Source organism: Hyunsoonleella aquatilis, assembly GCF_014270105.1.
Classification (GTDB): Bacteria; Bacteroidota; Bacteroidia; order Flavobacteriales; family Flavobacteriaceae; genus Jejuia; species Jejuia aquatilis.
The window spans coordinates 996,649-1,021,356 of record NZ_JACNMF010000001.1; the positions used below are offsets into that span (position 1 = coordinate 996,649).

Here is a 24,708-nt window from a genome sequence, read left to right on the forward strand (position 1 = left end):
ATTTAGATAATGTTGGGCTTTTTCTATCTTTAAAGCATGAACTTCAAACTGACCGTTTCGCATTATCAATTACCTTTAAAATACCCATTTACGATTTCGAGGCACACGGTTCATATGCAGGAAACGCTTATTGTCTCAATTTCTGATGGAACAATAACGGGCTACGGCGAAGCTACCGCCAACCCATATTACGGGATAACCATTCAAAAATTAAAAGCATCAATCAAAAGTGTAAGGGCTGAAATAGAATCCCAAAAGGGAGCACATCCCGAAACCCTTTGGCACCATTTGGAGCCTAAATTGAGACACGATTACTTCGCCCTTTGTGCCATCGATTGTGCCTATTGGGACTATTTCGCCAGAAAAAATAAACGAACCCTAAGAAGTTTTTGGAACAACGGGGAAAGCAATTTGCCCAAAACCAATTACACCATCGGCATCGATGAAATTCCGGTGATGACCGAAAAAGTCAAGCAAAAACCTTGGCCGATTTATAAAATTAAACTGGGCATGGAAAACGATTTGGAAATTGTAGAGGCTCTAAGAAATGCCACGGACGCGGTCTTTAGAATCGACGCCAATTGTGCTTGGGAAGTGGACGAGGCCATTCAAAAATCAAAAGCATTGAAAGCATTAGGTGTTGAATTCATTGAGCAACCTTTGAAAGCAGAGAATTGGGATGGAATGAGCATGTTAAAAAAAGAAAGTGCTTTGCCCTTCATTGCCGACGAAAGTTGCAAAACATTGGAAGATGTTGCAAAATGCGCTGAAGTATTTGACGGCATAAATATCAAATTGATGAAATGTGGAGGCATTACTCCAGCTTTAAAAATGATTGAAAAGGGGCGGGCGCTTGGACTAAAAGTCATGTTGGGCTGTATGACCGAATCTACTATTGGTATCTCAAATTTGGTACAACTAGCCCCGCTTTTGGATTACATAGATGCGGATGGGGCAATGCTTTTGGCCAGCGATATTGCTTCAGGCGTTCAATTTCAAAATGGTACAGTTCTATATCCCAAAGATTTTGGCTCTGGGGCTAAATTGCTCTTGTAAAAATTCAAGCGATTTTATTTTTTCAACGCAATTTGATACTGGAGTACAACCATGCCCTTATAATCCTTTTGTTCTAAGGTCATGGCATCAAAAATTGGCCTGTGTTGGTATCCCAAGCTCACTTTATTGCCGTGAGAGCCATCCAGGTAAAAGTTTACGGTAAAATCATAAACAGTCATTTTATCTTCTAGCCTGTCCCAATCAGAATGTTGTACCGCAATATTAGGCTGTATAACTACTTTTTGGCTCAAGACATTGGTTTCCTTAAACGCATATCCAAATTGACCATACCAGGTAGTTCCTGTACCAATCATCGGGAAAGCCACACCGGCACCATTAAAATCCGTGCCCCCTCCAGACGTGGGGTTATTGGCTCCAACATTTCTTATATAATCTTTTCCAAAATCGTAATCGTAGAACCCTAAATATGCAGTAATGGCATCCCCATTAACCAGTGGTAAGTTTAAAAACGAGTCTGCAGCAAAATGGGTCATATCGTAAAATGTGGTAGTAGGCAGCATGGCATCCCCGTCACTCATAGCTTCAGGTTGATATTGAAAACCTACGCCGACGTTAAAGACTTTTTTGTTCTGCATATACGTCCCTGTTTGGTAAGCAGATTTATTGGATTCATGCTCAAAAAACTGGTACTTGACGTAAGCCGAAGTCTTTACTCTTGGTTTGTTATTGGCAAAATTAACTTCACCATCTGGAATAGTTGTAACAAAAAAGGGCCTGTTAAACGCCATGCGGTAGTCAAATTTACCAATCTGTCCTTTAATCCATGCGCCAAATAACCGACCTATGTCATCGTTTTTTTCAACTGAGTTTAGCGTGAATAAAGGCGAATCTAATCCCATTAGGGTTTTGTTCGAACGGATATTCCAGCGACTTAATCCCTGCCAACCAGACTTACCAACTCCAACTTCAAAATATTTACCGAATGTGTATTCCGCATAAAGGTCAAGAATTTCTAAAGGCAGGTCTTTCCTTTTAAAATTAAAATTATTCCCACCAAAAATAGCGTATAGGAAGATTTTGGGGGTTACTTGACAGTTTACCGGAATCCGCAACCTTCGTATCGATATATCAAAGAACTCTGATGTTGGTTCTTCTTGTATCAAAGAGCCTTCGTTAAGCTCAGAATAGCGCATCCAAATTTGCGACGTAATATTCCAATTGATTTTTGGCTTAGGTGTGTCTTCTGTTTGACTGGTGACTAAAAGTGGAAAGGTAAAAGCTATAGCTATTAGCCATAATTTAAACCCTCTTTTTTTAAGTATCATAAATATTTACTTGTAAAGTTCAGGACAAAATTAAAATGAACTTATGGGCAAAAAAGTGACATGTATCATATTTGGGCATGATATTTTTGCAGTAGCCAAAAAATAACCAAAAAAAGCAGACTTTTAACTACAAAAAGGTTCAATTTTATATTTAAACAAAAGAGCTCAGAAAGCAATACTTTGGCATCTGAAGCGTTCTTGTGTTTTCTAAATTCTGTCAAACACTAAAAATGAATCAAAATCCATTTTAAGATGCTTTTTAGGCGATTTAAGAGCGTTTTGGGTAATTAACAATTGTTGATAATTATTGTATAAAGTCGTTAAAATGCTTTCTAACACCCTTATTATTTCGTATATTTGTTAGGCTTGAAAATGATGCTAAATGCGTCATTTTTTTGTGTTAATGAAGTCCTATTTTTTCAAGACGGAGTTGAAGGAAAAATAGTTGACTGAATTAATTCCGCAAAATGCGGAATCTTTTAATTTAAATAAATCAAATTAAACAAGGATTTTATGAGCGACGAAGCTAAAAAACACAATTATTCGGCGGATAGTATTCAGGCGCTGGAGGGCATGGAGCATGTGCGTATGCGTCCCTCCATGTATATTGGAGATGTGGGGGTGAGAGGATTGCACCACTTGGTATACGAGGTGGTGGATAACTCCATTGATGAGGCCCTTGCCGGACATTGCAACAATATAACCGTTACGATTAACGAGGACAATTCCATTACCACTGAGGATGACGGGCGTGGTATTCCAGTAGGCCTTCATAAAAAAGAAGGCGTTTCGGCGCTTGAGGTGGTTATGACCAAAATTGGTGCCGGTGGTAAATTCGACAAGGATTCTTATAAGGTTTCTGGTGGATTGCACGGTGTTGGGGTGAGTTGTGTGAACGCATTATCCGAACATTTAAAGGCTACCGTGCACCGTGAAGGAAAAATTTGGGAGCAAGAATACGAGCGCGGAAAACCTTTATATCCCGTAAAAACCGTTGGGGAGTCCGATAAAAGCGGAACCGTCGTAACGTTTAGACCAGACCCTACCATTTTTACCCAAACCTTAGATTATAATTATGATACCTTGGCAAGTAGGTTAAGGGAATTAGCCTTTTTGAATAAGGGGATTACAGTGCATTTAATAGATAAGCGCCACAAAAAGGAGGATGGTTCTTTTGAAGGTGAAACATTTCATTCAGATGAAGGATTGACTGAATTTGTGAAGTATTTGGATGCTACCCGTGAGCCCTTAATGAAAGATGTAATTGCCTTTGAAGGTGAGAAAAACGGTATTCCTGTTGAGGTGGCGATGATTTACAATACCTCGTATGCTGAAAATTTGCATTCGTATGTAAACAATATCAATACACACGAAGGGGGTACGCACTTATCGGGTTTCCGTCGTGGTTTAACACATACCTTAAAGAAATATGCAGACTCATCAGGATTGACTGATAAATTGAAATTTGATATTGCAGGTGATGATTTCCGTGAGGGATTGACAGCAATTATTTCTGTAAAAGTTGCAGAACCTCAATTCGAAGGTCAGACTAAAACCAAATTGGGCAACCGCGAAGTGTCGGCCTCTGTAAGTCAGGCGGTATCTGAAATGCTGACGGATTATTTGGAAGAGCACCCAGATGATGCAAAAATAATCGTGCAAAAAGTGATTTTGGCGGCACAGGCGCGTCATGCGGCACAAAAAGCCCGTGAAATGGTGCAACGTAAAACCGTGATGAGCATTGGTGGTTTACCTGGAAAATTAAGTGACTGTTCTGAACAGGATCCAGCAAAATGTGAAGTGTTTTTAGTTGAAGGGGATTCTGCAGGTGGAACTGCAAAACAAGGTCGGGACAGAAACTTTCAAGCTATTTTACCTCTTCGGGGTAAAATCTTGAATGTGGAAAAAGCCATGCAACATAAAGTGTTCGAAAATGAAGAAATCAAAAACATTTTTACTGCACTTGGGGTGACCATCGGAACGGAAGAGGATAGTAAAGCCTTAAACCTTTCAAAATTGCGTTACCATAAAATCGTAATTATGTGTGATGCCGATATTGATGGTAGCCACATTGCCACTTTAATTTTGACCTTCTTCTTTAGATATATGAAGGAATTGATTGAAAACGGACACGTTTACATTGCTACACCGCCCTTGTACTTGGTTAAAAAAGGCGCAAAAAAGCAATATGCTTGGAGTGATAAGGAACGTGATGAGATTATTGCTGAATTTGGAGATGGTTCAAAAATACAACGCTATAAAGGTTTGGGTGAAATGAACGCCGAACAATTGTGGGATACGACGATGAATCCTGAGTTTAGAACCATGCGCTTGGTACAAATTGACAATGGCTCTGAGGCGGATAGGATTTTCTCTATGCTGATGGGCGATGAAGTGCCACCACGTAGGGATTTTATAGAAAAGAACGCGATTTATGCTAATATTGATGCGTAAACAATTATAGTTAAATTATTAAAAATGTCGCTCACGACCGAGCGACATTTTTTTTGGCCTGAATTTGACTAACTCAAAAATATATTACAGCCCTATACCTACCCTTACCCTTGGAACATTAGCCCTTACATTAGTGCTCACTGTATTGCGCGGTCTGGGGTATCTATCATAATAATATCTGTCATATCTATAATAATAGAATGAGGCATGGTGATAATAATGATCCCCATGATGGCAATGGTGATTACAATACTCGTAATGCTCTGCATAAGCATCACGTTTGCCTTTCATGTAAGCCCGATAAGCTTTTCGGTCCCTTTTTTTTAATTCTTTTTCATACGCTTCCTGTTCTTCCCAAAACTCTTCAGCTTCGGCTTCGGTTTCAGCTTTAAACTCCTGTTCAAATTTTGCGTCTTCTTTCGCGCGTTTTTCGTAATATGAGGTTTTATCCAATGATTCTTCTTTTTCTTTTGAAACCTCTTGTGCATTTATCGTAAAGGATAAACTTATGATTAAAATACATATTGCTGTTTTAAATAATTTCATAACTGTCAATTTTTAAGGTTATTAATTGGAGCATTAATTGCCCTTTCATATTTAAGACACCTCAATTGGTTTTTACCCTACGGAAAGTTGAAAAAAAAATATTTTGAGCATAAAAAAAACCAACTTAAATGTAAGTTGGCTTCCTTAAAATCTATAAATATTAATTAGAAATCAAAACCTAATGAGAATTGCCACACCCTGTTTTGCGGACTGCCTTCATCGTAAATGTCGCCCATGCCTAAATTGTATCTTACGCCTAAACTTACACCAGAATCGGTTTTAAATCCAGCGCCAAAATTGACGCCCCAATCAAAACGTTGTGGGTCGAATTCCTGAGAAGTACTAAACAGGTTAAAATTACTGTCAAACTCTTCTTTGTGGTTGATTGCCAAACCTGCTTGCGGACCTGCTTCTAAATAAAAGTTATCACTTGGATAAATTTTTAGCAACAAAGGTAGATTGATATAATCCAACTTTTGGGTGAATGTTCCGCTATTATCTTTCAACTCGTAGCCTTGTTGTGAATACAATAATTCAATTTGTAAAGCGATCACTTCTGCAAGGAAAGATTCACCATAAAACCCAGCATGAAAGCCGTGTCTCTGTCCTGTTTCGGTTTCACCATCAAAACTTACTGCAGATAGGTTATACCCAAATTTTAAACCAGCATTCGATTTATTTTGGGCGGTTAAAGTGAAAATTGTACTTAAAAATAGTCCTAATATTAAAATTTTAGTTTTCATGTCTTTATATTTTTTGGGGTTATTGATTAATTCTATTTTATTTATTTACCACCATTGGCTTTTAAGTCTGCTAGACAAAAGGCATCCAACTGTGGAGCACTGTTCATTCCAGCCATATTTGCAATACCTGCACCAGTTTCGGCGCTCCAATACATTAAGCATTCTTCTACATTACAATGTTTTGGATGGTCTGCATCCTCATGATCTTCTTGCATGTCAGATCCTAAATCCGTTAGCCCTAAAATATGTCCTAATTCATGGTTTATTACTGTGGTTTCTAAAACATTTCGGTTAGGTTCCAGGGGGCTATTGCTAAAATCTTGAATTGTTTCTTCATAAATCACAAACGAGGTATTCCAATACGCGCTTCCTAAGGTTACACTATTTCCAGAATCGTTAGAAGATTTTCCATCGATAAAAAGTGCCCAAACTGCTATTTCGGTATCGGTATTGTATTTTGTGCGGACTTCTCTTTCGATATCGGCAATTTCTTCAATAGTAAAACTTTCTTTTTCTGGTGAAGGTATACTGCGTTTTTCAACCATAATGCCATTGGGCTTAAATGTTCTTTGGGTCAAAAATGAAATAAAATTATCAATAGCAGTTTGCGTTGGTTCAAAACCTTCCACATAAACCAGTTCAATCACCATACTTTTAAAAGTGTTATCTGATAACAAATCATTGGCAGAAGAACCTGTAGCCTGTCTATTCAGATTTTTATTTGGGGCGCTGTTCTGATTGTCTTCTGTTGAAGTGTCCTCTTTAGAACACCCTAAAATTAATATTGTGGCTAAAACTACTGTTGAAATAAATCGCTTCATTGCTTAAGATTTTTATTAAAAAGTAGCCACTATTTGGGGGTAGTGGCTACTTGCCATAACATACGTTACAAATGCAAACTCGGTTTTAAATTTGAGACAAAACTAGAGTTATGCCTGCGTTTGTTGTACTTTGTAAGCTGATAGAATTGGAAGAATAACTCGTCACTTTCCAAGTATGGTTCAACGGTTCAAACGTAGCGTTACCAGAGAAAGTCAATGTTAAAAATACTTCTGTTTCCGAGGCTACTTCATAGGTGCCCTGTACATCCTGAATTGTGGTATTCACAGTATTTTCAGCGGTACAGGTTAAGTCGTTTGCAAAATCAATGGTGTAATCTGCATAATCAGTTGCAGTGTTTATACCAGCGTTAACAAATGATTCTACTCTAAACATACCATCTACCAAAATATCTTCCAATGCTTCGGCATTTTCCTCAGCGTCATCTTCAGCATCTTCTATACCTAAACATTCGTTAATTCTGCTCTGTAAATCCATATCGCTAGTAATTTCAATAGTAGTTTCACCATTTAAAGTAGCGGTAATAGGATAGTTTACAGAGAATAAGGCATCGTTACCAAAGTTGTTCATGTAAGCATACAGTTCTTGCTCAGATTCTATTATAACACTACCAGTTTGCTCTACATTCAAATCAAATGTAAGAATGCTGATAGGGAAGTCAATATCCAGACAGCTAATCGCATCTTTAGCTTGATTTTCAGCGTCTTCACAGGCATCCATAAGGGCATCATATTCCGTTTGGTTCATCACTTGAACTTCTGTGTAATTGCTCAACCTCACCGTTAATGGAAATCGAAATTGTACCGTATCGTCATCATTGGTGAACTCACCAACAATATCCAAAACCAAGTTGTAATCAGACTCGCTAATGATGTTGACTTGGGTACCGTTAACCGTTGCAGTTACTGGTAATAATACAGATGAACAGGATATCCCATCTAAAAAGTCGTCGAAACTACCGTCGTACATTGAGGAGCGTTCTAAGTTGTTTGCTGTTGGAGAGGTTGCACTGTTCGTGTTCTCTCTGTTTCCGTTTTCGCTATCAATTTCATCCTGACAAGAGGTAAATGTGAAAATTGATACTAATAAGATTGCGGTTAAAAATTTTAAATTTTTCATGATTTCATTTTTTTGGGTTATAAAACTTTTCTTTTTCATAGCGTTTTTTTTCGCTTCTGTAGGTAAGACACATTCATGTTTTTTTACCCTACCTAAATTTTAAAAAAATATTTTAATTGTTAATTGTATCGAGGCGAAAATACTTAACACAAGAATGATGATTAATAGTATTTTGACTATTTTATATATCAAATCAAATCGTGTTTTGTCGTGTTTTGCTCTCATACATCATTAAGACACGTGCTTTGTTTTTTACCCTACGGAAATTTTCATTTTCTTTTGAAATAGTTTTTAATTAACTAAAAATCAATAAATTATAAAGTAAAATTTTTATTTCTATTTTTGTGATGTCATAATATATTAAGATTTTATGAGTAGCTCCAAACCTAAACTTTGCCAAGAATCGCATTTCAATACCTTTTATTTAGAACACGCCCAGGCCATCAATAATTTTGCCTTTTATAAATGTGGCGACTCTGCGGTTTCTTTGGATTTGGTCCAAGATGCCTTCTCAAAAATTTGGGAAAATTGTGCAAAAATTAATTTTGAAAAGGCCAAAACCTATTTGTTTACCACTGTTAATAATTTGTTTTTGAATACCGTTCGCCACCAAAAAGTGGTGCTGAATTATGCAAAAGCCTCACCATATATGGACAGAACGGATATGAGCCCGGAATATTTGTTGGAAGAGGAAGAATTCAAGCAGAAATTGCAAGCGGTAATTGCTGATTTAAGTGAAGAACAGCGTGAGGTATTTTTATTAAATCGAATTGAGGATAAAAAATATCGGGAAATTGCTGAACTATTGAATATCTCTCAAAAAACAGTTGAAAAACGTATGTCTGGAGCATTGAAAATATTACGGAAAAAGATGGAGGGTATAGAAATTTAGATTGAAGAATTCCTCCGAGGTTTCCTCGGTTTCAGTTGAATCTGTCATTCTCGCGAAAGCGGGAAAAAAAAGTGTAGGGTAAATAAATATATAGGTGTCTTAAGTTTGAAAAGCACAAAAAATGAGTAAAGAAAACGACATATTAAAATGGTTTGATGGAGAGATTTCTGCGGAAGACATCAAAGCCCGCTACCCCGACGAGGACTTTTCCACTTTGGAAAAAACTGGATTTTACACCAAACAATTGGAAGCGCCAAAAGTAGACACGGAAAAAGCTTTAGCCGATTTTAAAAAGAAAAACTTTAAAAAAGAAGTGCCTAAGGTAATCCCTTTAAACTTTAAGTCATTTTTGAGAGTGGCCGCTGTAGTTGTCGCTCTGTTAACCTCGTCTTATTTTGTGTTTTTCAACAATACCATGTCGTTTTCAACAGAAATTGCACAAACAGAAACCTTTAATTTACCTGATAATTCTGAAGTGATTTTGAATGCACATTCGAAATTATCATATAACAAGAAACAATGGAAAACTGACAGAACTTTGGATTTGGATGGTGAAGCCTTTTTTAAAGTAATGAAAGGTGAAAAATTTTCGGTGATGACTGATGCTGGAGTGGTACAAGTTTTAGGAACGCAATTTAATGTAAAGGAGCGCGACAATTATTTTGAAGTGCAGTGTTTTGAAGGTTCGGTGAGTGTGACGAGTGGCGAGAATGAAAAGATTTTAAAACCAGGAAACACATTCAGAATGGTGAATGGAAAAATCATTGAGGTGAAAGATTTTAATGCGACAAGACCGTCTTGGTTGGCGCAAGAATCTACTTTTGATGGAGTTCCGCTTTGGCAAGTTATTGATGAATTAGAGCATCAATACGACATTAATATTACCGTTGAAAACATCGATACGTCTGTGTTGTACTCTGGTGGATTTACCCACAACGATATCAATGTTGCTTTACAATCTGTTTCCATTCCATTAAAATTAAGTTATAAAATAAACGGTAAAACAGTTGAATTCTACGATTATGAATCTAACTAACCCCTTCATTTTATCTCTTTTCCTTCTTTTTAATATTTCATTAGCACAAGTACAAGCACAGGAAAAGGTGAAATTAGTTGATCTTATCGCGGATTTGGAAACCCGATTTGATGTGAAGTTTTCCTATTCCGTGGAAGAGGTAAATGCTATTTCGGTAGATCAACCTTCCGAAACGGACACGCTAAAAGATATCATTCAAAACTTAAATAGCACCACGGTTTTAAATTTTAAATTTTTGAATGAACGCTATATTACGGTTTCCACTATTGATAAAATGATTGACATTTGTGGTGTTTTAATTTCGGGGGTTGATAATCAACCACTTTTTGGGGCATCGGTGGTCATTCTTAATTCATCAAAAGGCGTGATTACCTTAGATGATGGTTCGTTTGAAATAGAGGATGTTGGTGTTAATGAAATCATTCAAATTTCTTTTTTAGGTTTTAAAACATTGATTTTTCAGGCTATTGAATTACGAAAAGGACAAGACAACTGTAAAACCATTTTAGTGCCTGAGCAAAGTGAAGTATTGAATCAAATACTCATCTCAAAGTTTTTAACCACTGGTTTACAAAAAGCAACAGATGGAAGTACAGTGTTGAATACTGAAAAATTTGGCGCGTTACCCGGACTGACTGAACCTGATATTTTGCAGTCCATTCAAGCCTTACCCGGAGTGGAAAGTGTAAACGAAAGTATTGCGAATATTAATATAAGGGGAGGGACTAACGATCAGAATTTAATACTTTGGGATAATATTAAAATGTATCATTCTGGTCATTTTTTCGGATTGATTTCGGCTTATAATCCCTATTTGACCAATAAAGTAATTGTCACTAAAAACGGAACTTCCAGCGAATTTAGTGATGGGGTATCCAGTACCATTAATATGTTCACCAAAGATGAGGTTGATGCGCAATTTTCAGGAGGTTTTGGTGCTAATTTAATCCATGCCGATGCGTTTTTAGAAGTGCCTTTGGGTAAAAAAGTAGCGTTGCATGTTTCAGGGAGACGGTCGTTTACCGATGTGTTTTCGTCGCCTACCTATGACAACTATTTTGAACGTTCGTTTCAAGATAGTGAAATCACTACCAATAGCGAAAATATTAGTGAGAGCAATAGGTCTTCAGATTTTTCATTTTATGATTATACTGCGAAGTTGTTATTCGATTTAAATAAAAATCACAAATTCAGAACCAATGTTATCGGCATCAATAATAATCTGGATTATACCGAAACATTCACCAATACCGATGGTGAAACAGAATCAAAAACCAGTAATCTTAAACAGCAAAACTTAGGGTTTGGAGGGAGTTGGGATGCGAAATGGAGTGACAGATTTTCAACATCATTAAACGGATTCTATTCAAAATATAATGTGGATGCAGTGGACTACCGAGTTGAAACCGATCAAGAATTGGTTCAGGCGAATGAAGTTTTAGAAACTGGATTTAAAGTCAAAACCAATTTTAGAATCAAGACCAATTTAAACTTATTAAGTGGTTATCAATTCAGTGAAATCGGTATTTTGAATGCAACAGAGGTTAGCGCTCCTGCTTATGATAGAACTAAAAAAGATGTGTTATTAAACCATGCAGGATTTACGGAATTGGAGTTCAATAATAAAAAAACGTATGTAAGGGCAGGTGTTCGAGGAAACTATTTTCAAAAGTTTAGCAAACTTATCATTGAGCCCCGTTTGAATGTGAGACAAAAGTTGTCCAATCAATTGGCACTTAAACTGCAAGGAGAGTTTAAAAACCAATCAGCTACACAAATTATCGATTTTCAGGATGACTTTTTAGGGGTTGAAAACAGGCGTTGGATCCTGGCAAACGAGCAAAATATTCCCATTGCAGAAAGTAAACAAGGTTCTTTTGGGCTTGAATTCAAGCATAATAATTTTGTGATTGATATTGAAGGATTTTATAAAACCGTCGATGGCATTACCGTATCTAACCAAGGGTTTTATAACAATTTTCAATATTTGAATGCCACGGGAAGTTATGAAGCAAAAGGTGCAGAGTTTCTAATAAATAAAACTGCTAAAAATTACAGTACTTGGGTAAGCTATACCTATGCTATGAACGATTATGAGTTTGAAACCTTATCGCCACCCAAGTTTCCTAATAACGTAGATATCAGGCATTCAGTGTCTTTGGCATTTAACTATAATATTTTAGAAAATTTAGAAGTATCTGCAGGTGGTATTTGGCGCACAGGACGACCTTTTACAAAACCAGTTGAAGGTAATGAAACCATACAAAACGGAAATAATACTGTGGTGAACTATGATTCACCCAATAGTGAAAATTTAGATGATTTTATACGTTTGGATGCTTCGTTGAACTATAAATTTAATCTTTCTGATGGCATACAATCTTCATTACGAGTTGGTGTTATTAATCTGTTTGATAGAAGGAATACAATAAACACCTATTACGAAGTAGATCCTAACGATTCCGATAATGCTATCAAAATAGAAAACAAGTCTTTGGGACTTACACCCAACATCAGCTTCAGATGTTATTTCTGACATAAAAAATCGATTAAAAGCATTTTTTTTCGACAAAGTGTTGTTTTGTAACTTTTTTTTTATACATTTGTCCTATCCAAATCTATAAACCATAATGAAAAAGTTAACCCTTTTTGCCCTTTTTAGTTTAATAACGATTACTTCAAAAGCTCAGGACCTCGATGCTTTGTTTGCAGCAGGAGAGGAAAGTGCCGAGCGTTTTACAAACGATTATTTAAGACCGGCGACTAACGGATTGATGCACAGCATGAATGCTGGTTGGTTTAATACGGCGGATGCTAAACCCCTTGGCGGATTTGAAATATCCATTATAGCAAATGCTTCGATGGTAAAGGACGAACACAAAATGTTTTTATTGGATCTGGATACTTATGATAATGAAGAAGTCACGTTTGAGTTTGCCGATTCTAGTGTTAGAGCCAGAAATGTGGCCACTGCTTTAGGAGAAAACAATCCTGATATCGATATTATTGTAAGAAATAGGGATTTTCCTAATATAAACGAGCGGATTACGTTGCCTACAGGATTAGGTGATGCCAGTGCCAATTTATTGCCTACAGCATTTTTACAGGGTGCTTTGGGCATTAGCCAAGGTATTGAACTTAAAGCTCGATTTGTGCCCAAAATTAAAACAGATGATGTTGAACTCGGCATGTTCGGTGCCGGAGTGCAATTTGAAGTTACAAAATGGCTGCCGGCGGATAAATTATTGCCAATTGCAATCTCTGGGTTGGTGGCCTATACAAACTTGAACGGTTCTTATGATATTTCAGGTACTTCTGGAGTTTCAGGAAGCGACCAACGTTTAGAAAACAATACAAGTACATGGCTATTCCAAGCTATTGTATCTACAAAACTCCCAGTCATCAATTTTTATGGAGGTTTGGGTTATATCAAAGGAAAATCAGAGTCTGATGTGCTAGGAACGTACACAGTTACATCCGGTCCTTTTATAACAGAGTCTTATGTTGACCCGTTTTCAGTGTCTAGCGAGGTTTCTGATGTTAGGGGTACGATAGGCACAAAATTGAAAGTTGGATTTTTTAGATTGAACGCAGAATATCACCTATCCGAATTTAACGCCTTTTCAGTAGGCCTTAACTTCGGTTTCAGGTAAAATATAAAAGAGAATTATAGTGTATTTTCATATAATTGTTTAGTTTTTTTAGTTAGTTTTTTATTTAATTTAATTTCGAAAGGTGCATGATTTAATCATGCACTTTTTTCGTTAACAGCCGAATAATTAGTAATATTGCATGACTTAAATCATAGAAAAGAATTCGTGTCAATTCTATCTTTGCAAAGTCAAAATTTCCATAGGAAAAACAATTTATTTCAACATAAAAAACAACCTAAAAACAGTATTATGAAAGTTACAGTAGTTGGAGCAGGAGCAGTAGGCGCAAGTTGTGCCGAATATATCGCTATCAAGGATTTTGCATCAGAAGTTGTGTTGCTAGATATCAAGGAGGGTTATGCCGAAGGGAAAGCCATGGATTTAATGCAAACCGCTTCCTTAAACGGTTTTGACACAAAAATTACCGGGATTACCAACGACTATTCTAAAACAGCAGGAAGTTCAATTTGTGTGATTACCTCAGGAATTCCTCGTAAACCTGGAATGACCCGTGAGGAATTGATTGGTATCAATGCAGGTATCGTAAAATCGGTATCTTCAAGCTTAATCGAACATTCCCCTGATACCATCATTATTGTGGTGAGCAATCCGATGGACACGATGACCTATTTAGTTCATAAAACCACAGATTTACCAAAAAATAAAATCATCGGTATGGGCGGTGCTTTAGATTCTGCACGTTTTAAGTACAGATTGGCAGAGGCGATGGAAGCCCCAATTAGCGATATCGACGGTATGGTTATTGGAGGCCATAGTGATACGGGAATGGTACCATTAACAAGTCATGCTACAAGAAATAGTGTAAAAGTTTCGGAATTTTTAAGTGAGGAGCGGCTAAACCAAGTAAAAGAAGATACCAAAGTTGGTGGTGCTACTTTGACTAAATTATTAGGTACGTCTGCTTGGTATGCACCGGGAGCGGCAGTAAGCGCTTTGGTTCAAGCCATTGCTTGCGATCAGAAGAAGCTATTCCCTTGTTCTACATTATTGGAAGGCGAATACGGATTAAAAGATATTTGTATAGGAGTGCCAGTGATTTTAGGACGAAACGGGATTGAAAAGATTGTGGATATCCCATTGAGCGATGCTGAGAAAGACCATATGAAGGCCAGTGCTGAAGGGGTTTCAAAAACAAATGGATTATTGGAATTATAATAGCATTTCCATTTTTAATATATAACATTTGGCTATCAATTTTTGATAGCCTTTTTTGTAAGTCTCTATTTATGAAAAAAATTCTTTTACTAACGGTTTTCGCAATACTGTTTTCCTGTGATGCTTTTAAGCAGAAAGAGGAACATAGATTTGTGTACGCTTTTGAAAATGAGAGCGATTGGTCCAAATCTGAACAGCTAAAAACAATTGAGGTCATAAAAACAAGGTTAAATGGTGTTGGGGTTCAAAATGAAGTGAAACGTTTTGGCGAAAAGCATTTGGAAGTGTTGGTAAAGGTTGCTCAATTGGACGTTCAGCGTCTTGATCAGTTGATTATAAATCAGGGCAAATTAGAATTTTGGGAGCTATACAAAGCAGAAGAATTTTTGTCCTATATAGGCGAGACACTTTACACTATTGAAGAAAGCAATACTTCGGACAGCTTGAAAGTGACTTCAAAATTCGACCTATCTCCAGGTTATCAAGGAGGTCCGATAGTTATCCATGTCAAACAGGATGATTCCGAAACTGTTTTAAATTTGTTGAATAGCGAAGCATCCAGGCCAAACCTTCCATCGGAATTTAAAAATGTGAAATTTTTATTTGGTATTGAAGAAAATGGACGTTTGCCGATATACGCTATTCGGTCTAATGAGGATAACAAAGCACCTTTGACGGGAGAAGTGATTACAAAGGCAAACAATGCTTTTGGCCCAACAGGGAGACCAGAAATATCCATAGAAATGAATCAAGATGGAGCCCTAATATGGGAGCGCTTAACGGGAAGAGCATTTCAAAAAGGAACTTCTATAGCCATAACATTGAATAATGTAGTGTATTCTGCTCCCGGAGTTACAGCCGGTCCCATTAAAGGAGGAAGGTCTTCGGTTTCTGGAAATTTTACAGCCGAGGAAGCCCAGGATTTAGCCATTATTTTGTCTTCGGGACAAGTGATTCCCGAGTTGAAATTAATAGAGTATAGCGCAGTTTCAAACAGATAATTCCCAGGCATTACTTAAACAAGTTTATTTTTTTATATTTGGCGCATGAAAATGAAGTGGTACGTCGTTACTTTAATTATTATCCTATCCGTCTTGGGCGTGGTACAACATGGACAATCTACGTTGCCCAATCAGGAAATTGTGCTTCATTTTAAAAATACCGAATCCTCGCACGCCAATAGCCACGCAACAGTTGCCTTAGTTAAAAGGGAGCTACAGCAAGCAGGCGTAAGCAATATTCAAGTTAAGGAGAATGACAACGGCAAACTCAAAATAAGCTATTATAGCGATACCGATGTTGATGTCATCAAACGGATGCTTTCAAAGCGTATCCGCGCCGAATTGGGTAATACTGATGATGATGAGGATGCACCGTTCAATATTCCGGTTGAAAACGAAGCCATTGCCTATAACATTGATGTTTACGAACTTCAAAGTTCTGGGGATGGCGATTCCGATGTAAACGGCATTCATATTGTAGAAGTTGAGGTAAAGGCAGATCGCCTTTTCAAACCCAAAGTATATTCGTCTTTAGCAATTTATAAGACTTTTAAAGTTGAAGACGACCATTCAAAATTCAAATGGGTCAACGGCATCACGTTGACTTTCGATACCAATCTTGGTGAAATCCCAGAAGTCAGGGCAGGCCCTATTTCCTAGTGGGAACCAAATTCAAAATGCAGGCAATTCAGTCCCGAGCATTTAATCCCATACTTTCCAAAGAAAATTGCCATAGGAAAAACCTATGGATTAAAGGAGTGTATTTCATTTAGTGAATAGCTCCAACCTACTAATATTTAAATATTAAAAATTTCAAAAATGCAAAATAAAGGATTAGTAAAACTATTTGCTATTTTGTTCGGTTTGGTAAGTATTTACCAATTATCGTTCACATTTAAGGCGAATCAGATTGAAAAGGAAGCTGAGGAAATCGCCATCAACAAATTTCCAGACACGGAAGACGACTATCGCGCCAAAAGAAGTTTAGAGGAAGTCAATTATCTGGATGGTATTGCTACCGATACGGTTTACAACTTGGGTATTGCCAAATTCACCTATAACGAGGTAAAACAAAAAGCGATGAACCTTGGTTTGGATTTAAAAGGGGGATTGAACGTGATTCTGCAAGTATCCGTAAAAGACATCCTAAAAGGACTGGCCAACAATACCAAGGACCCTGTTTTCAATACGGCTTTGGACAATGCGTCGGAGCTTCAAAAGGACAGCCAGAACACCTATTTAGAGGATTTCTTTATCGCGTTTGATGCTATAAAAGGGGATCAAAAATTAGCCTCGCCAGATATTTTCTATACCAAAGCATTGGATGGGGAAATTGACGGAAGCATGACCGATGAAGAAGTAAAAGGAATTATAGAAACCAAAATCGATGAGTCTATCGTTTCTGCATTCGAAGTATTGCGCAAGCGTATTGATGAATTTGGGGTAACCCAACCAAACATCCAACGTTTAGGTAACTCCGGGCGTATTTTGGTAGAATTACCAGGCGTTAAGGATATCGAGCGTGCTACAAGTTTGTTACAGAGTACTGCACAATTGGAATTCTGGGATGTGTACGCCGGTGAGCAGTTCCAGCAATTTTTATTTCAAGCTGACCAAGTATTAAAGGACATTGTTGAAGTTGAAGAAGATGTGGATGACGCTGAACCTCAAGACGAAGAAGATGCAACGGATTCTAAAATAGACGATTTATTGGGTGATGCTGTTACGGATTCTACAGCTGTTGAAACAGTAAACCCATTACAAAGCTTGATTAGAGGTTTTGGTTACCGTGGAGGCCCTGTTGTGGCTTCATTTGAAATTAAGGATAAGGACCAGGTAATGGAGTATTTAAACATGCCTCAGGTAAGGTCTTTATTGCCATCTGAATTACGCTACGTGAAGTTTGCCTTTAGCAAGCCAGAAAAGAATAGCGAAATGACAGATTTATATGCCCTAAAAGGTAATCGCGACAATATTCCTGAGCTGAGTGGTGCGGTGGTAACCGATGCGAGACATACCTTCGGACAAACAGGAAAGCCTGAAGTTTCCATGCAAATGAACAGCAAGGGTGCTAAAATCTGGGAAGAAATGACCGGAAGAGCTTACCAGCAAGGTAGCCAAATCGCTATAGTTTTGGACAATGTGGTGTATTCTGCACCTGGCGTAACCTCTGGTCCAATTGCGGGTGGTAACTCTTCAATTTCAGGAAACTTCACCTTAAACGAAGCGATTGACTTGGCCAACGTACTGCGTGCGGGTAAATTACCTGCCTCTGCCGATATCATACAAAGTGAAGTAGTTGGGCCTTCTTTGGGTCAGGAAGCTATCGATAGCGGTACTATGTCCTTCTTAATTGCTTTGGTATTGGTATTGCTTTGGATGATTTTTTACTATGGAAAAGTAGGTGGTTTTGCAGATATCGCGATGCTTTTGAATATCTTATTGATTTTTGGAATCTTGTCAGGATTAGGCGCCGTATTAACATTGCCTGGTATTGCCGGTATTGTATTGACTATTGGTATGTCCGTGGATGCCAACGTACTGATATTTGAGCGTGTCCGCGAAGAATTGGCTAAAGGTAAAGGTCAAAAAGATGCCATTAAAGATGGATTTAGTAATGCATTGTCCTCTATTTTGGATGCCAATATTACCACGGGTTTAACGGCATTAATCTTATTCATTTTCGGAACAGGACCTATTAAAGGATTCGCTACTACCTTATTAATTGGTATCGCAACCTCATTATTTACGGCAATTTTTATCACCAGATTATTGGTAGATTGGTACACTGAAAGAGGAGGGAAGTTGACGTTCTCTACGCCGATTACCAAAAATCTATTTAGAAATATCAATATCGAATTCTTGAAAAAGCGCAAAATCGCTTACATCATTTCAGGGATTTTAATTGCTATCGGCTTGAGTTCATTGTTCACCAATGGATTGGATGAAGGTGTTGATTTTGTGGGAGGTAGAACCTATCAAGTACGCTTTTCCCAAGATATGAATGCTTCCGAGGTTACTAATGTACTTTCAGACCCAGCAGTATTCTCCAGTGCAAATGCTAAAACTTTTGGAGATGCCAACCAGTTAAAAATCACTACAAAATATAAGGTAAACGAAACAGGGGCAGCTGTTGATGAAGAGATAAGATCGACATTGTTCAACGCTCTGCAACCGTATTTTGATGGTATGACCTACGAAGAGTTTATCAGCGATGCCGAGGATAAAACCATCGGATTGATGCGTAGCGATAAAGTAAGCCCTACCATTGCGGATGATATCAAAAAAGCTTCGTTCTGGGCTATTTTAGGCTCTTTAATCGTAGTGTTCCTGTACATCCTGTTGCGTTTTAAAAAGTGGCAGTATTCCTTGGGAGCCGTTGCAGCTGTATTCCATGACGTATTGATTGTATTGGGAATCTTCTCGTTGACTTATAAATTCATGCCGTTCAACATGGAAATAGACCAAGCCTTTATCGCGGCCATTCTAACCGTTATCGGTTACTCATTGAACGATACCGTGGTGGTATTCGATAGGATTCGTGAATTCTTCAACGAGCACACCAGTTGGGAGTTCGATCGCGTGGTAAACTCCTCATTGAGCAGCACCTTAAGTAGAACCCTAAACACCTCGCTAACCACCTTAGTGGTATTGCTATCCATCTTCATTTTTGGAGGCGATTCTATCCGCGGGTTTATGTTTGCGTTAATCGTGGGTGTCATTGTCGGTACTTACTCATCGCTGTTCATTGCAACACCGATTATGTACGACAGCGTCAAAAAACTAGAAGGAAAAAAGAAGTAAGACTAACTCAAATTTTTCTTTAATCAGAAGCCCATCAGCAGTAGTTGATGGGCTTTTTTTATTTGGGCGTTTCCCTCCCGATAACTATCGGGAGGGTCGGGCTTTCACTACTCAATCCCTCTCCCGATAGCTATCGGGATCGGGGATTTCAAACATGCCGTTCAATCCCTAACGCACATCTTTGCGAACGCCAGTAATTAATCACAAAGCTTTGTCATTCCTGCAAAGACTGCAATCTACTTTTTGTCTTTATGGATTCCGCATCTAGTGCGGAATGACAGAAATCTAAAAGTACTTTTGGATAATTGATGTCACCGAGCTATAATAAGACCGACCAAACATATTTAAGTGCACTAGTAAATAATATAATTGATAAATCTCAATTCGGGCTGAAGTATGTTCATCAGATGGCAACATTGAAAAATAAGCCTCATAAAACGCTTCACCAAACCCACCAAACAATTTACTCATGGCAATATCCACTTCGCCATGGCCGTAATACACGGCAGGATCAATCAAATAAGGTTCGCCAGATTTTGAAATTAAGTAGTTGCCACTCCATAAATCACCATGCAATAAAGAGGGTTTAATGTTTTCAAAAAGTGGTTGCAATCGGTTTTTGATGAGTTTGGTATCAGGGTATTCGGAGTCTTGGAGCAAGCCTTTTTGTTTTGCCATTTCTAGTTGTGGGATGAGACGCTCATAGGTATAAAAGTCTGTCCAATTTTGGTGTTTGGTATTACTTTGGGGCAGACGCCCAATAAAGTTATCTTGTTTCAAACCAAAATATTCAGAAGTGCATTGGTGCAAGTTGGCCAACTGTTTTCCAAGGGTTTTAAAACCCTTGGATGAAGGTGATTTCGATTCTATAAACTCCATCAACAAAAACGCAGAACTTTCAAACGTGTCATAAGCTATAACTTTTGGTGTTTTTACGGTGTTGGTTTTAGCAATAGCTTGTAAGCCATAGGCTTCTGTTTGAAACATGGTTAACGCCTCAGGGGCATTGTTCACCTTTAAAAAATAATCGAAGTTTGAGGTTGAAATTTTATAAGCTTGGGAGATGTCGCCACCGCTAACTGAATTAACGTGTGTTATGTATTCCTTTAGTAAATCTGATAAACGGAGTTTTAGACTGCTGAGCATTTTTTATCACTTATCTTTTTCGTTTATAACAACTTTGCACAATCTGATTATAAAACACCTCTGTTTTAACATGTTCAAATTCTAAACGCTTTGGTAAAACATCAAACAGTCGAATACCGTCACCTAAAACAATAGGAATTGTAGTTAATCTCAATTCATCTATTAAATCTTGTTTTAGAAAGTTTTGAACCACTTTACCACCGTCAATATAAAGATTGAGATATCCTTTTTGATGAATAGTTTTTAGAATATCTTTTTCATCACCATACAATAAAGTTACTTTACCTCGAAGTTGTTCAGGAATCTCTTTTAACGAGCGACTTAAAACAAATACATGTTTTTGATATGGCCAATCAATATCAAAGCCTAAAACGGTTTCAAAAGATGTTTTACCCATCACGATGGCATCCACCTCATTCATTAAATCGTTATAACCCATATCTAACTGGTCGGGATTTGGAATCATATCCAACCAATCCAATTCACCATTTTTACCAGCGATGTAGTTGTCGATGCTTTTGCCTAGAAATACGATATTTTTCATTGATGTAAGATAGGCAAGATGAGGTTCTGAAACAAGACTTCGACTGCACTCCGTCTGACAGTAAGGAATGACAAACGTCGCTTGTTTTTCAAATACTATGTACCTCTTTTAATTTTCGGTGGATTTTGCCTCGTATCAAAAACGTCTACAATCTTAATGAATTTATCAGATTCGTCAACTGAATAAATCATTTTGTAATTTTTGTAAACTAAGTATCGATATTGAATTCTTCTTTCTTTAAGAAGTGGTTCTTCTTGACCAATGTATGGCGAATCAATTAGTTTATTGGGTTCTTCAATAATTGCTTGCAGCAATTTTTTTGCAATATTGAGACCTGCTTCTTTTTGGTAGTACTCGAAAATTGCGTCTAATTGGGTTTCGGCAAATCGAGACCAAATTATTTGATACGTCATTACTTGTATTTTGAAAGAAGGTCAGCACTTTTTTTGTAATGACCATTTTCAAAATCTGACTCAGATTCTGCAACACGGTTATTCAATTCCTCAGACGTCATTGAAGCGTCATTTTCGGCGTAATTTGATTTACTCTCTTTTTTCAATAACTTTTCAAGGCGTTCTATAACCTCCTCACTTTGAATTTTGAGAAACTCTTTAATAAACTCTAGTTTTCGGGTTTGCAGATCCATGTTTTGGGCTTTATCCAAAGATATAAAATTAAGCTTTCCGCTCCAACAATGCCATATAAAACCCATCAAACCCAGATTCGTGGGCTAGAATTTTTTTGTCCTTTACAAACTCAAAATTTGCACCAGCTTCTGATTTTAAAAATGTTTCTACTTGCTTTTGATTTTCGGATGGTAACACGGAGCAAGTCGCATAAACCATTTTGCCTCCCGGTTTTACCATTTTAGAATATTGTTGCAAAACATCTTGCTGTACACCTCTAATTCTATCTAAAAACTCAGGTTCTAATTTCCATTTGGCATCGGGGTTTCGGCGCAATACCCCTAAGCCGGAACATGGGGCATCAATCAAAAGCCGGTCGGCTTTATTATACAGTTTTTTAATGGGTTTTGTAGAATCGATGACTTTTAAGTCCACATTGTGAACCCCGTTACGCCGTGCTCTTATTTTCAACTTTTTCAGTTTACTTTCGTAGATGTCCATCGCCACAATTTGCCCTTTATTTTGCATCAATGAGGCGATGTGCAATGTTTTACCGCCCGCACCTGCACAGGCATCGACTACTTTCATTCCAGGGGCTACATCTAAAAATTCGGCTACCAATTGTGAGGACGCATCTTGCACTTCAAAGAGTCCGTTTTTAAAGGCATCCGTAACGAATACATTGGCGCGTTCGGTGAGTTTTAAAGCGGATGGATAGCCCTTGATGAACTCGGTTTGGATATTGTTTTGATCTGCTAGGATATTTTGTAGTTTGTCTTTAGTGGTTTTTAAAGTATTCACTCTTAAAATCACATCGGCCTGTTCGTTTTGCATGGCTATTTCCTTGGTCCATTTGGCTTCCCCTAATTCTTCCAAACCAACTTTATCTATCCAATCGGGGATGGACTCCCTGTATTTTCTATCTTTTGAGAGTTCATCAAAACGCCCTTTTATTTTTCGTGTTGGTGTACCTTCAAAGTATTTCCAATCGGGTAATTTTATACCTTTTAGAGTTGCCCAAACAGCAAACATACGCCACAGATTGTCACGATCAAAAGGTGTTTTTACTTCTGCTATTTCTGCATACAGGCGTTTCCAGCGCACGATGTCGTAAGTAGTTTCAGCAACAAAACCTCTATCGCGAGCACCCCAACGTTTGTCGCGCTTCAGCAATTGTTGAATTACTTTGTCGGCGTATTGGTCCTCGTTGAAGATTTGGGTTAATCCGTCTATTACGGCGAAGCAGAGGTTTCGGTGTAATCGCATTTTGTTTTATTGAGGGGGCAAAGATACGCTTAAATTGTTGAATTGTGGATTTGTTTATCTGTTTAAAAGTGACGCTGACTGTCATGTCGACGGAAGGAGACATCTCATTATTTTTGACTGTTTTTCAATGTTCATTTTGCTTTGTTCTCGACTGCGCTCGAACTGACAGAAAACGAACCAAAACTATTTACCATGGTGTTCAATTCTTCGAATTGATTTGGGTGTTGACTTTTTTGCTGTGGTTTGGTTTATTCTTATTTTGCTGTTGGTTTGCGGGCCGTACTTTGATTGGAGTTTTCACCGGCTTTGGCGGGTTGGCCCGCGTTAGGGATTGTAGAGGAAAGCCCACAGCGCCCCATTAAAAGGGCGCGAGGACTTGGAACGGAAAGCCCGACCCTCCCGATAGTTATCGGGAGTGGGTAACGCCCAAAAAAATATTTTGAAACAGCGCAAGTTTCAATTTTTTTAGGCATCTAAACTGAAAAGCTTTCATCAAAGCGTAGCTTTGATGTTTCAATTGAAATTGTCATTCTCGTCCCGATAGCTATCGGGACGGGAATATGGGTTTAATTTTTGTATTTGAAGGAAAACGATTTTATAGCGGGACTTAAAAACCATAACGCCAATGCTTATGGGAAGTTGTTGGATGATTTTCAGCAGAAGGTGTTTGGGACTTGTTTGTCGTTTGTGCCCAACAAAGAGGATGCGGAGGATATTGCTCAGGAGGTGTTTGTGGAGGTGTTTAACAGCATTGGGAAGTTTAAGGGGAACTCGAAATTGTCGACTTGGATTTACCGCATTACCACCAATAAATGTCTGGAATTTATTAGGAAACGGAATACGAAAAAGCGATTTGGATTTATGCAATCGATTTTGGGGAATGAGATTCCGGTGGATAAAACCAGCTATTTTACCGAAATGAACCATCCAGGGATTATTTTGGAAAATAAGGAGAAGAGCGAGACGTTGTTTTATGCGATTAATCAGTTGCCCGAAGCCCAAAAAGTAGTGTTTACTCTGCACAAAGTGGACGGGAAAAGCTATCAGGAGATTAGTGATATTACTGAGAAAAGTGTGTCTTCGGTGGAGTCGCTGATGTTTCGGGCGAAGAAGAATTTACAGAAACTTTTAGAGAATTTTTATAAAAATGAAAACTAGCGCAAGTTTTTAAAACTTTGGGCATCTAAATATTTGATATGGATACACATAGCAACCTACAACAACAAATTGACGAGACTTTAAATGTTTTGGACAATATTTCCGAAGTGAATGTATCGCCTTTTTTTAAGGATAAAACTATGAACGTTTTGTTTGCCGAAAAAGAGGAGGACGCACCAACGGTATGGGCTTGGTTTACACCTAAATTGCAATTGGTAACCTTATTCTGTTTGGTTATTTTAAATGTGATTGCGCTTACAAGGCTAGAGAGTACGTCGGACTACGATGAGAATTTGGCGGAGTTTGCGGAGTCTTATGGGTTATTGACCAGTGATGAAGGGAATTCAATTTTAAATAATTAA

General features: G+C 37.8%; 22 protein-coding genes. 12 read left to right on the plus strand and 10 right to left on the minus strand.

The annotated features are described in order from the left end of the window. The first annotated feature begins 36 nt into the window (after window positions 1-36). Complete coding sequence (locus H7U19_RS04365) at window positions 37-1,056, plus strand: dipeptide epimerase (RefSeq protein WP_186559293.1); 1,020 nt, start codon at window positions 37-39, stop codon at window positions 1,054-1,056. A gap of 14 nt (window positions 1,057-1,070) precedes the next feature. Here H7U19_RS04365 and H7U19_RS04370 read toward each other — a convergent pair whose 3' ends face one another. Then, window positions 1,071-2,342: a porin gene (locus H7U19_RS04370; RefSeq protein ID WP_186559295.1), complete on the minus strand. Its 1,272-nt coding sequence runs from the start codon at window positions 2,340-2,342 to the stop codon at window positions 1,071-1,073. Between the two features lie 513 nt (window positions 2,343-2,855). On the opposite strand from H7U19_RS04370, the gene gyrB reads away from it, so the two are divergent. Beyond that, window positions 2,856-4,796, plus strand: coding sequence for a DNA topoisomerase (ATP-hydrolyzing) subunit B (gene gyrB, locus H7U19_RS04375; protein WP_186559297.1), 1,941 nt, complete (start codon window positions 2,856-2,858; stop codon window positions 4,794-4,796). Window positions 4,797-4,880: 84 nt separating this feature from the next. Here the strand turns inward: gyrB and H7U19_RS04380 are convergent, their stop codons facing one another. The 4 genes from H7U19_RS04380 to H7U19_RS04395 all read right to left on the minus strand — a co-directional run bounded on the left by H7U19_RS04380 (window position 4,881) and on the right by H7U19_RS04395 (window position 8,044). Further along, on the minus strand, window positions 4,881-5,342 hold the full coding sequence (locus H7U19_RS04380) for a hypothetical protein (protein ID WP_186559299.1): 462 nt from the start codon (window positions 5,340-5,342) through the stop codon (window positions 4,881-4,883). Window positions 5,343-5,506: 164 nt separating this feature from the next. Then, entirely contained in the window at window positions 5,507-6,085 is a 579-nt protein-coding gene (locus H7U19_RS04385) for a porin family protein (RefSeq protein WP_186559300.1), read from the minus strand. Between the two features lie 41 nt (window positions 6,086-6,126). Then, entirely contained in the window at window positions 6,127-6,906 is a 780-nt protein-coding gene (locus H7U19_RS04390) for a membrane metalloprotease (protein ID WP_186559301.1), read from the minus strand. Between the two features lie 85 nt (window positions 6,907-6,991). After that, complete coding sequence (locus H7U19_RS04395; protein WP_186559302.1) at window positions 6,992-8,044, minus strand: hypothetical protein; 1,053 nt, start codon at window positions 8,042-8,044, stop codon at window positions 6,992-6,994. Window positions 8,045-8,414: 370 nt separating this feature from the next. Here H7U19_RS04395 and H7U19_RS04400 point away from each other — a divergent pair, with 370 nt between their 5' ends. From H7U19_RS04400 to secDF, 8 genes are all read left to right on the plus strand, one after another. Further along, window positions 8,415-8,936 (plus strand): RNA polymerase sigma factor, encoded by a 522-nt coding sequence (locus H7U19_RS04400; RefSeq protein ID WP_186559303.1) that lies wholly within the window; start codon window positions 8,415-8,417, stop codon window positions 8,934-8,936. Window positions 8,937-9,057: 121 nt separating this feature from the next. Further along, window positions 9,058-9,972 carry a FecR family protein gene (locus H7U19_RS04405; protein WP_186559304.1) on the plus strand — a complete coding sequence of 305 codons (915 nt, stop codon included), beginning with the start codon at window positions 9,058-9,060 and terminating at the stop codon, window positions 9,970-9,972. Beyond that, window positions 9,959-12,508 carry a TonB-dependent receptor gene (locus H7U19_RS04410; RefSeq protein ID WP_186559311.1) on the plus strand — a complete coding sequence of 850 codons (2,550 nt, stop codon included), beginning with the start codon at window positions 9,959-9,961 and terminating at the stop codon, window positions 12,506-12,508. Before H7U19_RS04405 ends, H7U19_RS04410 begins: the two co-directional genes overlap by 14 nt. A gap of 94 nt (window positions 12,509-12,602) precedes the next feature. Beyond that, the gene (locus tag H7U19_RS04415; protein ID WP_186559313.1) at window positions 12,603-13,625 is read left to right on the plus strand and encodes a DUF6588 family protein; all 1,023 of its coding nucleotides are present in this window, start codon (window positions 12,603-12,605) and stop codon (window positions 13,623-13,625) included. A 249-nt stretch (window positions 13,626-13,874) separates the two neighbouring features. Then, on the plus strand, window positions 13,875-14,801 hold the full coding sequence (locus H7U19_RS04420; protein ID WP_186559315.1) for a malate dehydrogenase: 927 nt from the start codon (window positions 13,875-13,877) through the stop codon (window positions 14,799-14,801). A 71-nt stretch (window positions 14,802-14,872) separates the two neighbouring features. Next, window positions 14,873-15,802, plus strand: coding sequence for a SecDF P1 head subdomain-containing protein (locus H7U19_RS04425; protein ID WP_186559317.1), 930 nt, complete (start codon window positions 14,873-14,875; stop codon window positions 15,800-15,802). Window positions 15,803-15,853: 51 nt separating this feature from the next. Further along, window positions 15,854-16,462, plus strand: a complete 609-nt coding sequence (locus tag H7U19_RS04430) for a hypothetical protein (RefSeq protein ID WP_186559319.1) — start codon at window positions 15,854-15,856, stop codon at window positions 16,460-16,462. 159 nt (window positions 16,463-16,621) lie between these two features. After that, window positions 16,622-19,606, plus strand: coding sequence for a protein translocase subunit SecDF (secDF, locus tag H7U19_RS04435; protein ID WP_186559327.1), 2,985 nt, complete (start codon window positions 16,622-16,624; stop codon window positions 19,604-19,606). Window positions 19,607-19,891: 285 nt separating this feature from the next. On the opposite strand, the gene H7U19_RS04440 is transcribed toward secDF, so the two are convergent. From H7U19_RS04440 to H7U19_RS04460, 5 genes are all read right to left on the minus strand, one after another. Continuing rightward, window positions 19,892-20,752 carry a fructosamine kinase family protein gene (locus H7U19_RS04440; protein WP_186559329.1) on the minus strand — a complete coding sequence of 287 codons (861 nt, stop codon included), beginning with the start codon at window positions 20,750-20,752 and terminating at the stop codon, window positions 19,892-19,894. A gap of 10 nt (window positions 20,753-20,762) precedes the next feature. Beyond that, on the minus strand, window positions 20,763-21,296 hold the full coding sequence (locus tag H7U19_RS04445; RefSeq protein WP_186559331.1) for a dihydrofolate reductase family protein: 534 nt from the start codon (window positions 21,294-21,296) through the stop codon (window positions 20,763-20,765). Between the two features lie 95 nt (window positions 21,297-21,391). Continuing rightward, on the minus strand, window positions 21,392-21,709 hold the full coding sequence (locus tag H7U19_RS04450) for a type II toxin-antitoxin system RelE/ParE family toxin (protein WP_186559333.1): 318 nt from the start codon (window positions 21,707-21,709) through the stop codon (window positions 21,392-21,394). Next, window positions 21,709-21,960 (minus strand): hypothetical protein, encoded by a 252-nt coding sequence (locus H7U19_RS04455; RefSeq protein ID WP_246454587.1) that lies wholly within the window; start codon window positions 21,958-21,960, stop codon window positions 21,709-21,711. The genes H7U19_RS04450 and H7U19_RS04455 overlap by 1 nt, the downstream gene beginning before the upstream one ends. A gap of 10 nt (window positions 21,961-21,970) precedes the next feature. Continuing rightward, window positions 21,971-23,188 carry an RsmB/NOP family class I SAM-dependent RNA methyltransferase gene (locus H7U19_RS04460; RefSeq protein WP_186559335.1) on the minus strand — a complete coding sequence of 406 codons (1,218 nt, stop codon included), beginning with the start codon at window positions 23,186-23,188 and terminating at the stop codon, window positions 21,971-21,973. Window positions 23,189-23,767: 579 nt separating this feature from the next. Between H7U19_RS04460 and H7U19_RS04465 the strand changes: the two genes are divergently transcribed. Together H7U19_RS04465 and H7U19_RS04470 are read left to right on the plus strand one after the other, a co-directional pair. After that, complete coding sequence (locus H7U19_RS04465; RefSeq protein WP_186559337.1) at window positions 23,768-24,346, plus strand: RNA polymerase sigma factor; 579 nt, start codon at window positions 23,768-23,770, stop codon at window positions 24,344-24,346. A gap of 38 nt (window positions 24,347-24,384) precedes the next feature. Continuing rightward, window positions 24,385-24,708 (plus strand): hypothetical protein, encoded by a 324-nt coding sequence (locus H7U19_RS04470; RefSeq protein WP_186559339.1) that lies wholly within the window; start codon window positions 24,385-24,387, stop codon window positions 24,706-24,708.

Coding starts and splice junctions, on each gene's coding strand:
- H7U19_RS04365 (WP_186559293.1), top strand. CDS start 37: ATGAACTTCAAACTGACCGTTTCGCATTATCAATTACCTTTAAAATAC.
- H7U19_RS04370 (WP_186559295.1), bottom strand. CDS start 2,342: ATGATACTTAAAAAAAGAGGGTTTAAATTATGGCTAATAGCTATAGCT.
- gyrB (WP_186559297.1), top strand. CDS start 2,856: ATGAGCGACGAAGCTAAAAAACACAATTATTCGGCGGATAGTATTCAG.
- H7U19_RS04380 (WP_186559299.1), bottom strand. CDS start 5,342: ATGAAATTATTTAAAACAGCAATATGTATTTTAATCATAAGTTTATCC.
- H7U19_RS04385 (WP_186559300.1), bottom strand. CDS start 6,085: ATGAAAACTAAAATTTTAATATTAGGACTATTTTTAAGTACAATTTTC.
- H7U19_RS04390 (WP_186559301.1), bottom strand. CDS start 6,906: ATGAAGCGATTTATTTCAACAGTAGTTTTAGCCACAATATTAATTTTA.
- H7U19_RS04395 (WP_186559302.1), bottom strand. CDS start 8,044: ATGAAAAATTTAAAATTTTTAACCGCAATCTTATTAGTATCAATTTTC.
- H7U19_RS04400 (WP_186559303.1), top strand. CDS start 8,415: ATGAGTAGCTCCAAACCTAAACTTTGCCAAGAATCGCATTTCAATACC.
- H7U19_RS04405 (WP_186559304.1), top strand. CDS start 9,058: ATGAGTAAAGAAAACGACATATTAAAATGGTTTGATGGAGAGATTTCT.
- H7U19_RS04410 (WP_186559311.1), top strand. CDS start 9,959: ATGAATCTAACTAACCCCTTCATTTTATCTCTTTTCCTTCTTTTTAAT.
- H7U19_RS04415 (WP_186559313.1), top strand. CDS start 12,603: ATGAAAAAGTTAACCCTTTTTGCCCTTTTTAGTTTAATAACGATTACT.
- H7U19_RS04420 (WP_186559315.1), top strand. CDS start 13,875: ATGAAAGTTACAGTAGTTGGAGCAGGAGCAGTAGGCGCAAGTTGTGCC.
- H7U19_RS04425 (WP_186559317.1), top strand. CDS start 14,873: ATGAAAAAAATTCTTTTACTAACGGTTTTCGCAATACTGTTTTCCTGT.
- H7U19_RS04430 (WP_186559319.1), top strand. CDS start 15,854: ATGAAGTGGTACGTCGTTACTTTAATTATTATCCTATCCGTCTTGGGC.
- secDF (WP_186559327.1), top strand. CDS start 16,622: ATGCAAAATAAAGGATTAGTAAAACTATTTGCTATTTTGTTCGGTTTG.
- H7U19_RS04440 (WP_186559329.1), bottom strand. CDS start 20,752: ATGCTCAGCAGTCTAAAACTCCGTTTATCAGATTTACTAAAGGAATAC.
- H7U19_RS04445 (WP_186559331.1), bottom strand. CDS start 21,296: ATGAAAAATATCGTATTTCTAGGCAAAAGCATCGACAACTACATCGCT.
- H7U19_RS04450 (WP_186559333.1), bottom strand. CDS start 21,709: ATGACGTATCAAATAATTTGGTCTCGATTTGCCGAAACCCAATTAGAC.
- H7U19_RS04460 (WP_186559335.1), bottom strand. CDS start 23,188: ATGCGATTACACCGAAACCTCTGCTTCGCCGTAATAGACGGATTAACC.
- H7U19_RS04470 (WP_186559339.1), top strand. CDS start 24,385: ATGGATACACATAGCAACCTACAACAACAAATTGACGAGACTTTAAAT.